Here is a 14,851-nt window from a genome sequence, read left to right on the forward strand (position 1 = left end):
CCAGGCCGGCGAACTCGCCGCCTGACCGCAGAAAGCCGCGCCACCCGCCACCCGCCCGCCGACCGCGTGACGCCACCGCGGTCGGCGCGCCCCGGCGCGTCCTCACGCCTGCCCACATTCCTGGAGGTACCCCCATGTCCCGTCGCGACGGTGACGCGCTTCCCCTGACAGCCGCCCAGCGCGAGATCTGGCTGGCCGAACAACGGGCCCGCACGGCGATCCCGGCCTACCGCATCGGCGAGTGCCTGGAGATCCACGGGCCGGTCGACCCGGACCTGTTCGAGACCGCGCTGCGCCGCGTCGTCGACGAGGTCGACGCCCTGCACGTGGGCTTCGTCGACGGCGCCGAGGGCCCGCACCAGGTCGTCCGCGCGCACACCCGGTGGCAGCCCGCGCAGGTCGACGTCAGCGCGGAGGCCACGCCGCTCGCGGCGGCCCGGGAGTGGATGGACCGGGACCGGCTCCGGCCGCTGGACCTCGCCCGCGACCCGCTCTTCCGCTACGCGCTGATCACCCTGGCACCGGACCGGACCGTCTTCTACCAGAGCTACCACCACCTGGTGATGGACGGGTTCGGGTACACCCTCGTCGGGCGTCGCGTGGCCGAGGCGTACACGGCGCTCGCCGAGGGGCGGCCGGTGCCGCCGTCGCCGTTCGGCTCGTTGGACGAGCTGGTGGCCGGCGACGCGGCCTACCGCGACTCGGAGCAGTACCTCGCCGACCGTGCCTACTGGACCGGACGGTTCGCCGACCGGCCGGCGCCCACCCGGCTGTCGGACCGCCTGCCGGACGGCCCGTCCGCCCGGTTCCGGCGCACCCTGCCGGCCGGACCGCTGCGCCCCGAGACGCTGCGCGACGCGGCCGAGCGCCTGGGCGTCCGCTGGTCCCGCGTCGTGCTCGCGGCGACGGCGCTGTACGCGCACCGGCTGACCGGGGCCCGGGACGTGCTGCTCGGCCTCCCCGTCACCGGCCGGGTGGGCGACCCGGTGCTGGCGGCGACGCCCGGCGCGGTGTCGAACCTCGTGCCGCTGCGTCTGTCGGTGCGGCCGGACCTGCCGTGGTCGGAACTGGTCGAGCAGGTGGACCGAGAAGTCGCCGCCGCGCTGGCGCACCAGCGGTACCGCAGCGAGGACCTGTTCCGGGACCTCGGGCAGGCCGGCACGATCGAGACGGCGTTCCCGCTGATCGTCAACATCATGTCCTTCGGCTCCGAACCGAGCTTCGCCGGGCGGCCCGCCACGGTGTACGCGCCGCTGGGTACCTCCGCCGACGACCTGGCGGTCTGGGCCGTGGGCGGGCGCGACGAGTATGGTCCGAGGATCGAGCTCGGGGCCTATCCGGAGGTGTGCACGGAGAGTGAACTCCTCGCCCACCAGCGGCGGTTGCTCGCCCTGCTGGACACCCTCGCGGACTGCGACCCGCAGCAGCCGGTCGGCCGCATCGGCCTGGTCGGGGCCGACGAGCAGCGCGAACTGCTGGCCCTCGGCGCCGGAACCGGTGCCGGTGCCGGTGCCGGCATCACGACGGAAGCCCCGGCGGCCCTGCTGCCCGAGCACTTCCGGGCCCGGGTGCGCGAGACGCCGGGCGCCGTCGCGGTGGTGTCCGGCGAGGAAACGCTGACGTACGCCGAACTCGACGCCCGCGCCAACCGCCTGGCGCACGCCCTGATCGCCCGGGGCGCCGGACCCGAGCGGTCGGTGGCGCTGGCCCTGCCGCGCTCGGCCGAGCTGGTGGTGGCGATCCTGGCCGTGCTGAAGACCGGGGCGGCCTACCTCCCGGTGGACCCTGAGCACCCGGCCGCCCGGATCGCGTACCTGCTCGACGACGCCCGGCCGGTGCTGCTGGTGACCGACGCCAGGACCGCCGGCCGGCTGCCCGAATCCGGCCCCGCCGAGCGGCTGGTGCTCGACGACCCGGCCACCGCCGCCCGGCTCGCCGGCGGCCCGGCGGCGGAACCCGCGGTGGCCGTCGACCCGCGCCACCCCGCCCAGCTCGTCTACACCTCCGGCTCCACCGGGCGGCCCAAGGGCGTGGTGTCGACGCACGGCGCCCTGGCGCACCTCTTCGTCCACCAGTGGCGGGAGCTGTTCCAACCGCTGCTCGGGGACGGTGCCCGGGTGGCCCTGACCACCTCGGCGGCGTTCGACGCCTCCTGGGACCAGCTCTTCGGCCTCTTCGCCGGACACGAGCTGCACCTCCCCGGCCTGGACACCTGGGCGGACCCGGACGCCTTCGTCGACTACGCCGTGCGGCACCGGATCGACTTCGTCAACGCCACCCCGTCCTATCTGCACGTCCTGCTCGCGCACGGCCTGCTGGCCAACGCGGAACACCGCCCAGCGGTGCTCGTGGCCGGCGGCGAGGCCGTCCCCGACCAGCTGTGGGCGCAGCTGCGGGACGCCGACGGCGTGGCCTGCTTCAACTTCTACGGGCCCTCCGAGTGCACCGTCGACGCGGCCGTCGCCCCGGTGGCGCCGAGCCCGCGCCCGGTGATCGGCCGCCCCGTCGCGGGCGCCCGGCTGTACGTGCTGGACACCGCGCTGCGACCGGTGCCCGCCGGGAAGCCGGGCGAGCTGTACATCGCCGGTACGGGCCTCGCCCGCGGCTACCTCGACCGGCCCGGGCTGACCGCTGGACGGTTCGTCGCCGACCCGTACGGGCCGGCCGGCGCCAGGATGTACCGCACCGGCGACCGGGTGCGGTGGGGCGCGGACGACCGGCTGGAGTTCCTCGGCAGGTCGGACGACCAGGTGAAGATCCGCGGCTTCCGGATCGAGCCGGGCGAGATCGAGGCCGCGCTCGCCACCCACCCCCGGGTCGCGCGGAGCGCCGTGGTGGCCCGGACCGATGACGAAGTGCGGCTGGTCGCCTACGTCGTCCCGACCGCCGGGGAGCGGGTCGAGCCCGACGGGCTCCGCGCCCACCTGCGCGAACGGCTGCCGGAGCACCTGGTGCCCGGCGCGTTCGTGCTGCTGGACGGGCTCCCGCTGACGCCCACCGGCAAACTCGACCGCCAGGCGCTCCCGGCCCCCGGCCCGGCTCCGGTCACCGCCGGACGGGCCCCGCGCAGTGCGGCCGAGCAGGTGCTCGCCGGCCTGTTCGCCGACGTCCTCGGCGTGTCCGGGGTCGGCGCGGACGACAGCTTCTTCGACCTCGGCGGGCACTCGCTGCTCGCCACCCGGCTGATCGCCCGGGCCCGTTCGGTGCTCGGCGTGGAGCTGGCCCTGGCCGACCTGTTCGACGCGCCGACCGTCGCGGGCCTGGCCGCGGCCGTGGACCGGGCCGGCCGGGCGCGGCCCGCGCTGTCACGACGCGAGCGGCCCGACACGGTGCCGCTGTCCTTCGCGCAGCGCCGGCTGTGGTTCCTGCACAGCATGGAGGGGCCCGGCGCGACCTACAACGTGCCGCTGGCCCTGCGGCTGTCCGGGGACCTCGACCGGCGGGCCCTGGAAGCCGCACTGGCCGACGTCGTCGAGCGGCACGAGAGCCTGCGCACCGTCTTCCCGGTGGTCGACGGCGAGCCGTGCCAGCGGGTGCTGGACCTCGACGCCGCCCGGCCCCGGCTGCGCGTCACCGCGGTCGCCGCGGGCGACCTGCCGCGGCGGCTGGCCGAGGCGGCCCGGCACGGCTTCGACCTGGCGGCCCAACCCCCGCTGCGTACCGAGCTGTTCGAGCTGGGCGCGGACGAGCACGTCCTGCTGCTGGTGGTGCACCACATCGCTGGCGACGGCTGGTCGATGGGCCCGCTGGCGCGCGACCTGACCGCCGCGTACGCCGCGCGGGCGGCGGGCGGGAAGCCCGAGTGGGCCCGACTGCCCGTCCAGTACGCCGACTACACCCTGTGGCAGCGGGAGCTGCTCGGCGCGGAGAGCGACCCGGACAGCCTCCAGAGCCGGCAGCTCGCCTCCTGGTCGCAGCGGCTCGCGGGGCTGCCGGAACGGACCGAGCTGCCCTTCGACCGGCCCCGGCCGCCCGCGATGTCCTTCCGGGGAGCGCACCTGCCGGTCCGGCTCGACGCCGACCTGCACCAGGGCCTGCGCGAGTTGGCCCGGGGCGGCGGCGCCAGCCTGTTCATGGTGCTCCAGGCCGGGCTGGCCGCCCTGCTCGGCAAGCTGGGCGCCGGCACCGACGTGCCGATCGGCACACCGATCGCCGGGCGCACCGACGAGGCCGTGGACGAGTTGGTCGGCTTCTTCGTCAACACGCTGGTGCTGCGCACCGACCTCTCCGGCGACCCGACCTTCACCGAGCTGCTGGGCCGGGTCCGGGCCGGCGCGCTGGCCGCGTACGCCCACCAGGACCTGCCGTTCGAGCAGCTGGTGGAGGCGGTCAACCCGACCCGGTCGCTCGCCCACCACCCGCTCTTCCAGACCATGCTCGCCCTGCAGAACGCGCCCACGGGCACCTTCGACCTGCCGGGGCTGAAGGTGACGACCGACCTGGTCCACACCGGAACGGCCAAGTGCGACCTGACCTTCATCCTGACCGAACGGCCCGGCGAGGACGGCCTGTCGGGCGTGCTGGAGTACAGCACCGACCTCTTCGACGCGGCCACCGCGGCGGACCTCGTCGAGCGCTGGCTGCGCCTGCTCCGGGCGGTGGCCGCCGATCCGGACGGCCGGATCGGCCGGATCGACGTGCTGTCGCCGGAGGAACTGCGCGAGCTGCTGCCGTCCGGTGCGGGTGCCGCGGACGACGCTCCGCAGAGCACCATCACCGCGCTCGTCGAGGAGCGGGTGCGGGCCGACCCGGCGGCGGTCGCGGTGGTGTGCGGCGAGGCCGCGCTGGCGTACGGCGAGCTGAACGCCCGGGCCAACCGGCTCGCGCACGCGCTGATCGAGCGGGGTGCGGGGCCGGAGCAGCTCGTCGCCCTGGCACTGCCGCGCTCGGCGGAGCTGGTGGTGGCCGTCCTGGCCGTGCTCAAGGCCGGCGCCGCGTACCTGCCGGTGGACCCGCAGTACCCGGCGGCCCGGATCTCCTACCTGCTCCAGGACGCCCGCCCGGCCGTGCTGGTGACGACCGGTCAGGTCGGTGACCTGCCCGGCGCGGAGTCCGTGGACCGGTTGCTGCTGGACACCGCCGACCTGGACGGCCTGCCGGACACCGACCCGGTCGTCGCCGTCGACCCGGGCCACCCGGCGTACGTCATCTACACCTCCGGATCCACCGGGAAGCCCAAGGGCGTGGTGGTCCCGCACCGCAACGTGGTGCGGCTGTTCGCCAGCACGCGGGAGCTGTTCGACTTCTCCGCCGAGGACGTCTGGACGCTCTTCCACTCCTACGCCTTCGACTTCTCGGTCTGGGAACTGTGGGGCCCGCTGCTGTACGGCGGCCGGCTGGTGGTCGTGGACTACGAGACCAGCCGCTCGCCCGGCCGGTTCCTGGAGCTCCTCGCCCGCGAGCGGGTGACGGTGCTCAACCAGACGCCGTCCGCCTTCTACCAGCTGATGCAGGCGGACGCCGAGCACCCGTGTGAACTCGCCCTGCGCACGGTGGTGTTCGGCGGTGAGGCCCTGGAGCCCGCCCGCCTGGCGCCCTGGTACGAACGGCACCCGGACGACGCGCCGCGGCTGGTCAACATGTACGGCATCACCGAGACCACCGTGCACGTCACCTGTGCCGCGCTCGACCGCTCGGCCGCGACCGCGGGGGCGGCCAGCGTGGTCGGCGCCGCCATCCCCGACCTGCGCGCCTACGTGCTGGATCCCCACCTGCGGCCGGTGGCTCCGGGCGTGCCCGGCGAGCTGTACGTCGCCGGCCCGGGGCTGGCGCGCGGCTACCTGAACCGGCCCGGCCTGACCGCCGGGCGCTTCGTCGCCGACCCGTACGGGCCGGCGGGCAGCCGGATGTACCGCAGCGGCGACGTGGTGCGCCGGGCTGCGGACCGCAGCCTGAGCTTCGTCGGCCGGGCCGACCAGCAGGTGAAGGTGCGCGGCTTCCGGATCGAGCTCGGCGAGATCGAGTCGGCGCTGGCCGCGCACCCCGGCATCGCCCAGACGGCCGTCCTCGCCCGGCAGGACCGCGCCGACGACACCCGCCTGGTCGGGTACCTGGTGCCGGCCGCCGACGCGGCCCCGCGCCCGGCCGAGCTGCGCGCCTACCTGCGCGAGCGGCTGCCGGAGCACATGGTGCCCTCGGCGTTCGTCGAGCTGGACGCGCTGCCGCTGACCACCAACGGGAAACTGGACCGCCGGGCGCTGCCCGCACCGGAACTCGTCTCGGCGGGAGCGGGAGCGGGAGCCGGCCGCGCGCCGCGCACCCCGCAGGAGCAGATCCTCTGCGAGTTGTTCGCCGAGGTCCTCGGGGTGGCCGAGGCCGGCGTCGAGGACGGCTTCTTCGACCTCGGCGGGCACTCGCTGCTCGCCACCCGGCTGGCCGCCCGGGTCCGCGCGACCCTCGGGGTCGAGCTGGAGCTGCGCACCCTGTTCGAGTCCCCGACCCCGGCCGCGCTGGCCGCCGCCCTCGCCGGCGCCCGCCGCGCCCAGCTGGCCCTGGCGCCCTACCCGCGCCCGACGGGGGCACCTGCCGGCCGTCAAGGCCGGGGGAGGACCCCGCTGTCGTTCGCCCAGCGCCGGCTGTGGTTCCTGCACCAGCTGGAGGGTGCCAGCGCCAACTACAACATCCCGCTGGCCTGGCGGCTGACCGGACGGCTCGACCGCGAGGCGCTCACGGCGGCGCTGGCGGACGTGGTGGCCCGGCACGAGAGCCTGCGCACGCTCTTCCCGTCGGTGGACGGCGTGCCGTACCAGCAGGTGCTGGACGTCGTGGCGGCCCGCCCCCGGCTGCACCTGCGCCGCACCACCGAAGCGGAGCTGGACGCCGTCCTGGCCACGGCGCTGGCCTGCCGGTTCGACCTGAGCACGGACCTGCCGCTGCACACCGAACTGTTCGAACTGGCGCCGGACGAGCACGTCCTGCTGCTGGTGGTGCACCACATCGCGGGCGACGGCTGGTCGCTCGGCCCGCTGGCGCAGAACCTGACCGCCGCCTACGCGGCGCGCCGGCGAGGCGAGGAACCGTCCTGGGAGGCGCTGGCCGTCCAGTACGCCGACTACACGCTGTGGCAGCACGAGCTGCTGGGCGACGCCGCCGACCCGCAGAGCCTGTTCGCCCGGCAGGCGGACTACTGGACCGGGCAGCTGGCCGGCCTGCCGGAGCAGCTTCAGCTGCCCACCGACCGGCCCCGCCCCGCGCTGGCCTCGCACCGGGGCGACTTCGTGCGCACCGGACTGGACGCGCGGCTGCACCAGGGCCTGCGCGAACTCGCCCGCGCGCACGGCACCAGCCTCTTCATGGTGCTCCAGGCGGGGCTCTCGGCCCTGCTGACCAAGCTGGGCGCGGGTGAGGACATCCCCGTCGGCAGTCTGATCGCGGGCCGCACCGACCAGGCGCTGGACGAGCTGGTCGGGTTCTTCGTCAACACGCTGGTGCTGCGCACCGACACGAGCGGGGACCCGACCTTCGCCGAGCTGCTCGGCCGCGTCCGGGACACCGCGCTGGCCGGCTACGCCCACCAGGAGCTGCCGTTCGAATACCTGGTCGAGGCCCTCAACCCGGTCCGGTCGCTGTCCCACCACCCGCTGTTCCAGGTCATGCTGGTGCTCCAGAACGCCCCGCGGGCCGACTTCGCCCCGCCCGGGCTGGAGACCGGCGAGGTCAAACTGACCACGACCACCTCCAAGCTCGACCTGATCTTCTCGATGTCCGAGCGGCACTCCGAGGACGGCGCCCCCGAGGGGATCGACGGATTCGTCGAGTACGCCTGCGACCTGTACGACCGGGCGACCGTCGAGACGGTGATCGCGAGGTGGGTGCGCCTGCTCACGGCGGCGGTCGCCGACCCCCGGCGACGGCTCAGCCGGCTCGACCTGCTCTCCGCCGAGGAGCGGCGCGCACTGCTGCCGGGGCCGGTACCCGCGGAGACGGCCCAGCCCACCGGGCTGCCCGCGCTGTTCGAGGCCCGGGCGCAGGAGCGGCCGGACGCGGTCGCGGTGGTGTGCGGCGAGTCCGCGCTGACGTACGGCGAGCTGAACGTCCGGGCCAACCGGCTGGCCCACGCGCTGATCGGCCGGGGTGTGGGGCCGGAGCACCTGGTGGCGCTGGCGCTGCCGCGCTCGGCGGAGCTGGTGGTGGCCGTCCTCGCCGTGCTCAAGACCGGCGCCGCGTACCTGCCGGTCGACCCGGACCACCCGGCCGCCCGGATCGCCCACCTGCTCGACGACGCCCGGCCCGCGCTGCTCCTGACGGACCGCCGAAGCGGCGACCTGCCCGGCGCGGAGTCCGTGGACCGGCTCCTGCTGGACACCGCCGACCTGGCCGGGCTGCCGGACACGGACCCGGTGGTCGCCGTCGCACCCGACAGCGCCGCCTACGTCATCTACACCTCCGGATCCACCGGGAAGCCCAAGGGCGTGGTGGTCCCGCACCGCAACGTGGTGCGGCTGTTCGACGCCACCCGGCACTGGTTCGACTTCTCCGCCGAGGACGTCTGGACGCTCTTCCACTCCTACGCCTTCGACTTCTCGGTGTGGGAGATCTGGGGACCGCTGCTGCACGGCGGCCGACTGGTCGTGGTGCCGTTCGACGTCACCCGCGCACCGGAGCGGTTCCTGGAGCTCCTCGCCCGCGAGCGGGTGACGGTGCTCAACCAGACGCCGTCCGCCTTCTACCAGCTGATGCAGGCCGACGCCGAGCACCCGCGTGAACTCGCCCTGCGCACCGTGGTGTTCGGCGGCGAGGCCCTGGAGCCCGCCCGCCTGGCGCCCTGGTTCGAGCGCCACCCGGCGGGTGCGCCGCGGCTGGTCAACATGTACGGCATCACCGAGACCACCGTGCACGTCACCTACACGGAACTGGACGGCGCGCACACCGCCGGCCCGGCGAGCGTCATCGGCACCGCGATCCCCGACCTGCGCGCCCACGTACTCGACGCGTACCTCCAGCCGGTGCCCCCCGGTGTCGTCGGCGAGCTGTACGTGGCGGGTGCCGGGCCGGCGCGCGGCTACCTGAACCGGCCGGGCCTGAGCGCCGGGCGGTTCGTCGCCGACCCGTACGGGCCGGCGGGCAGCCGGATGTACCGCAGCGGGGACCTCGTGCGCCGACGCGCAGGCGTACTGGAGTACGCGGGCCGGGCGGACGACCAGGTCAAGGTGCGCGGCTTCCGGATCGAGCTCGGCGAGATCGAGGCGGCCCTCGCCCAGCACCCGCGGATCCGCCAGGTCGCGGTGATCGCCCGGCAGGACCGCGCCGACGACACCCGGCTGGTCGCCTACCTGGTGCCCGTGGCCGGGGCGGCCGTCGAGCCGGACGAGCTCCGCGCCCACCTGCGCGAGCGGCTGCCGGACCACATGGTGCCGGCCGCGTACGTCGCCCTCGACACCCTGCCGCTGACCGGCAACGGCAAGCTCGACCGGCGGGCCCTGCCCGAGCCCGACACCACCGGCGCCCCGGCCGGCCGGGCTCCGCACACCCCGCGGGAACACGTCCTCGCCGGACTGTTCGCGGAGGTGCTGGGGGTGTCCCGGGTCGGCGCCGACGACGACTTCTTCGCCCTCGGCGGGCACTCCCTGCTCGCCACCCGGCTGGCCGCCCGGGTCCGCGCGACCCTGGGCGTGGAGCTGGAGCTGCGCACCCTGTTCGAGACCCCGACGGTGGCCGGGCTGGCCGCGGGCCTGGGCGGGGCCGACCGGGCCCGGCTCGCCCTGGGCCGCGCGGAGCGGCCCGACCGCGTGCCGCTGTCGTACGCGCAGCGGCGGCTGTGGTTCGTCGACCAGCTGGAGGGCGCCAGCGCGATGTACCACATCCCGCTGGCCTGGCGCCTGACCGGCGACCTGGACCAGGACGCGCTGCGGGCGGCGCTCGGGGACGTCGTCGCCCGTCACGAGAGCCTGCGCACGGCCTTCCCCCAGACCGACGGCGTGCCGTACCAGCAGGTCCTGGACGCCGAGACGGCCCGGCCGCACCTGTCCGTCACCCGGACCGACGAGGCGGGCCTGCCCCAGGCGATGACCGAGGCCGTGGGCCGCGGCTTCGACCTGGCGGCCGAAGCGCCCGTGCGCGCCGAGCTGTTCGAACTGGCGGCGGACGCGTACGTGCTGCTGGTGGTGATCCACCACATCGCGGGCGACGCCTGGTCGCTGGGCCTGGTGTCCGCCGACCTGTCCACCGCGTACGCGGCGCGGCTGCGCGGCGAGGAACCGGCCTGGGCGGACCTGCCGGTGCAGTACGCCGACTACACCCTGTGGCACGACCGGCTGCTCGGGGACCGCACCGACCCGCAGAGCCTGTTCGCCCGGCAGGCGGACTACTGGACCGGGCAGCTGACCGGCCTGCCGGAGCAGATCCGGCTGCCCGCCGACCGGCCCCGCCCCACGGCCGTCACCAGCAGGGGCGGACACCTCGCCGTCGAGCTGGACGCCGAACTGCACGAGGCACTGGTCCGCCTGGGCCGCGAGCGCGGCGCGAGCGTGTTCATGGTGCTCCAGGCGGGGCTCTCGGCCCTGCTGACCAAGCTGGGCGCGGGTGAGGACATCCCCATCGGGAGCCTGATCGCGGGCCGCACCGACCAGGCGCTGGACGAGCTGGTCGGGTTCTTCGTCAACACGCTGGTGCTGCGCACCGACACGAGCGGGGACCCGACCTTCGCCGAGCTGCTGGGCCGGGTCCGGGACACCGCGCTGGCCGCGTACGCCCACCAGGAGCTGCCCTTCGACCACCTGGTCGAGGCACTCAACCCGGCCCGGTCGTCGGCCCGTCAGCCGCTGTTCCAGACGCTGCTCGCGCTGCAGAACGCGCCGCGCTCCGCCTTCGAACTGCCCGGCCTGGCCACCGAGATCGTGCTGGTGCAGTCGCCCACCGCGATGTTCGACCTCTCCTTCCACCTGCTGGAGCGCGGCGGCACCGGCGGGGCGCCGGAGGGCGTCATCGGCCACGTCGAGTACGCCACCGACCTGTTCGACCGGGCCACGGTGGAGGCCCTGGTCGCCCGCTGGCTGCGGCTGCTCGCGGTGGCGGCGGCCGAGCCGGACCGGCCGCTGAGCCGGATCGACGTCCTCACCGCGGAGGAACGGCACGAACTGCTGGCCGGACGCAACGACACCGGGTGCCCGTACCCCGGCACCGGCCCGGCCGTGTTGTTCGAGGCGCAGGCCAGTGCCACCCCGGAGGCCGAGGCGGTGGTGTTCGAGGACACCGCGCTGACCTACCGGGAGCTGAACGCCCGCGCCAACCGGCTGGCCCACGCGCTCATCGGGCGCGGGGTGGGGCCGGAGCAGACCGTCGCCCTGTGCCTGCCGCGCTCGGCGGAGCTGGTGGTGGCCGTCCTCGCGGTGCTCAAGACCGGCGCCGCCTACCTGCCGGTCGACCCGGACTACCCGGCCGCCCGCATCGCGTACATGCTGGAGGACGCCCGGCCGGCCGTCGTGCTCGACGACCTCGCGGCCGTCGACGCGCCCGGGACGTACCCGGACACCGACCCGCTGGTCGCCTCGGACGCGCGGCACCCGGCGTACGTCATCTACACGTCCGGCTCGACCGGCCGGCCCAAGGGCGTGGTGATGCCCTCCGGCGCCCTGACGAACCTGCTGCACTGGCACCACCGCGCCGTCGGCGGCGGGACGGGCACGCGCACCGCGCAGTTCACCGCGCTCAGCTTCGACGTCTCGGTGCAGGAGATGCTCTCCGCGCTGCTGTTCGGCAAGACCCTGGTGGTGCCGACCGACGAGCAGCGCCGCAGCGCCGAACTCCTCGCCCGGTGGCTGGAACACCACCGGGTGGCGGAGCTCTTCGCCCCCAACCTGGTGATCGAGGCGCTGGCGGAGGCGGCCGAGGAACACGGGCGGGACCTGCCGGACCTGCGGCTGATCGCGCAGGCCGGCGAGGCGATGCGCCTCGGCGGCGGCCTGCGGCGCCTCCAGGCCCGCGGGCCCGGCCGGGTGCTGCACAACCACTACGGCCCGGCCGAGACCCATGTGATCACCGCCTTCCCGCTGCCGGCCGACCCCGCCGACTGCCCGCTGCCGGTGCCGATCGGCCGTCCGATCGCCAACTGCCGGGTGTACGTGCTGGATTCGTCCCTGCGGCCGGTCGCCCCCGGCGTCACCGGCGAGCTGTACCTGGCCGGGGCCGGGTTGGCGCGCGGCTACCTCAACCGGCCGGGCCTGACGGCGGGCCGGTTCGTCGCCTGCCCGTTCGAGGCGGGCAGCCGGATGTACCGCACCGGCGACCTGGTGCGCTGGCGCGCCGACGGCGAGCTGGAGTTCGCCGGCCGGGCGGACCACCAGGTGAAGGTGCGCGGCTTCCGGGTCGAGCCCGGCGAGATCGAGGCGGAGCTGGCCGCCCACCCGGGCGTCGCCCAGGTCGCGGTACTCGCCCGTGAGGACCGGCCGGGCGACACCAGGATCGTCGCCTACGTCGTGCCCTCGGCCGAGACCGGGACCACGGCGCAGGTGCTGGCGTCGTACCTGCGCGAGCGGCTGCCGGACTACCTGGTGCCGTCGGTGTTCGTGGTGCTGGCGGCGTTGCCGTTGACGCCGAACGGGAAGTTGGACCGGGCGGCTCTGCCGGCACCGGAGGTGGGCGTCGTCGGGGTCGGCCGGGCGGCGCGGACGCCGCAGGAGCAGATCCTGTGCGAGCTCTTCGCGGAGGTGCTGGGCCGGGGCCAGGTCGGTGTCGAGGACGACTTCTTCGACCTGGGCGGGCACTCCCTGCTGGCGACCCGACTGGTCTCCCGGGTCCGGGCGACCCTCGGGGTCGAGCTGGAGCTGCGCCGCCTGTTCCGGACGCCGACACCGGCCGGGCTCGCGGCCGGGCTGCACGACGCCGCCACCGCGCGGCAGGCGCTGGTGCCCCGGCCGCGCCGGGAACCGCTGCCGCTGTCGTTCGCCCAGCGCCGCCTGTGGTTCCTGCACCAGTTCGGGGCGCCCAGCGCGACCTACCACATGCCGCTGGCACTGCGGCTGACCGGCGACCTCGACCGGGAGGCGCTGGGAGCCGCGCTGACGGACGTGGTGGCGCGGCACGAGAGCCTGCGCACGGTGTTCCCGCACACCGGCGGCGTCCCGCACCAGCGCGTGCTGAGTGCCGCGGAGGCCACGATCCGGATCCCGGAGCGCCAGGCCGGCGAGTCGGAGCTGCCGGGGCTGCTGAGCGAGGCGGCGGTGCGCGCCTTCGACCTGACGGCGGACCTGCCCGTCCGGGCGCAGCTGTTCACGCTCGCCCCGGACGAGCACGTCCTGCTGGTCGTCCTGCACCACATCGCCGGCGACGGCTGGTCGATGAGCCCGCTCTCCCGCGACCTCGCGACCGCGTACACCGCCCGCCGGCGCGGCGACGCCCCGGGCTGGGCGCCGCTGCCGGTGAGCTACGCGGACTACACCGTGTGGCAGCACGAGATCCTCGGCGAGGAGTCCGACGCGGACAGCGCGTTCGCCCGCCAGGTCGGCTACTGGAGCCAGACGCTCGCCGGGCTGCCCGAGCAGCTCGCGCTGCCCGTCGACCGGCCCCGGCCGGCGGTCATGACCTACGGCGGCGACCTGCTGGACATCCGGCTGCCCGCCGAACTGCACGCGGGGCTGGCCGAGTTGGCCCGGCGGTCGGGGAGCAGTCTGTTCATGGTGCTGCAGGCGGGCCTGGCGGCGCTGTACACCCGGCTGGGTGCGGGGACGGACATTCCGATCGGCAGTCCGATCGCGGGCCGGACCGACGAGGCGCTGGACGAGCTGGTCGGGTTCTTCGTCAACGCGCTGGTGCTGCGCACTGACACGAGCGGTGATCCGACTTTCGCCGAGCTGCTGGGCCGGGTGCGGGAGACGGCGCTGTCGGCCTTCGCGCACCAGGACGTGCCGTTCGAGCACCTGGTGGAGGCGCTGAACCCGGCGCGGTCGATGTCGCTCCACCCGCTCTTCCAGACCGTGCTGGCCCTGCAGAACGCGCCGATGGGCGACTTCGAGCTGCCCGGGCTGACGGTCTCCGGGGTGCCGGTGCCGACCGGGACCTCGCGGGTCGACCTGACCTTCGGCCTCGCGGAGAACCGCGGGCCCGACGGCACGCCGGCCGGGCTGACCGGCGCGGTCGAGTACAGCACCGACCTGTTCGACCGCTCGACGGTCGAGGCGCTGGTCGCGCGGTGGGCCCGGCTGCTGGCGGCGGTCGCCGCCGATCCGGACCGGCCGATCGGCGGGATCGACCTGCTGTCCGCCGAGGAGCGGCGCGAGCTGCTGCCCGCCGTCGACGGTGCGGCGACCACGGCGAGCCTGCCGGAGCTGTTCGCGGCGCAGGCGGCGGCGACGCCGGACGCGATCGCGCTGGTGTGTGGTGACGCGGACTTGACGTACCGCGAGCTGAACTCCCGGGCGAACCGGTTCGCGCATGCGCTGGTCGCCCGGGGTGTCGGTCCGGAGCAGGTCGTGGCGGTGGCGCTGCCGCGTTCGGTGGAGTCGGTGGTGGCCGTCCTGGGTGTGCTGAAGGCGGGTGCCGCGTACCTGCCGGTGGATCCGTCGTACCCGGCGTCGCGGATCGCGTACATGCTGGAGGACGCCTGCCCGGCGCTGGTGATCGACGATCCGGCGCTGGTGGCCAAGGCGTCCGAGGCATCCGAGGTGTCCGCGGTGTCCGCCTGGCCGGACAGCGATCCGAAGACCGCCCTCGACGCCCGGCACCCGGCGTACGTGATCTACACCTCGGGGTCGACGGGTCGTCCCAAGGGTGTGGTGGTGAGCCATTCCGGGGTGTCGGGTCTGGTGGCGGCGCAGGTCGATCGGCTCGGCGTGGCGCCGGGCAGCCGGGTGTTGCAGTTCGCCTCGCCCAGTTTCGACGCGTCGTTCTGGGACCTGTGCAGCGCCCTGTTGACCGG

1 protein-coding gene is annotated in these 14,851 nt (G+C 75.2%); it reads left to right on the forward strand.

The features are described from left to right. Positions 1–134: 134 nt before the first annotated feature. Positions 135–14,851, forward strand: a 14,717-nt coding sequence (locus ACIQVZ_RS40995) for an amino acid adenylation domain-containing protein (protein WP_402457862.1), incomplete at its 3' end; no start/stop codon positions are given.

This window comes from Kitasatospora sp. NPDC098663 (assembly GCF_044760075.1).
Lineage (GTDB): Bacteria > Actinomycetota > Actinomycetes > Streptomycetales > Streptomycetaceae > Kitasatospora.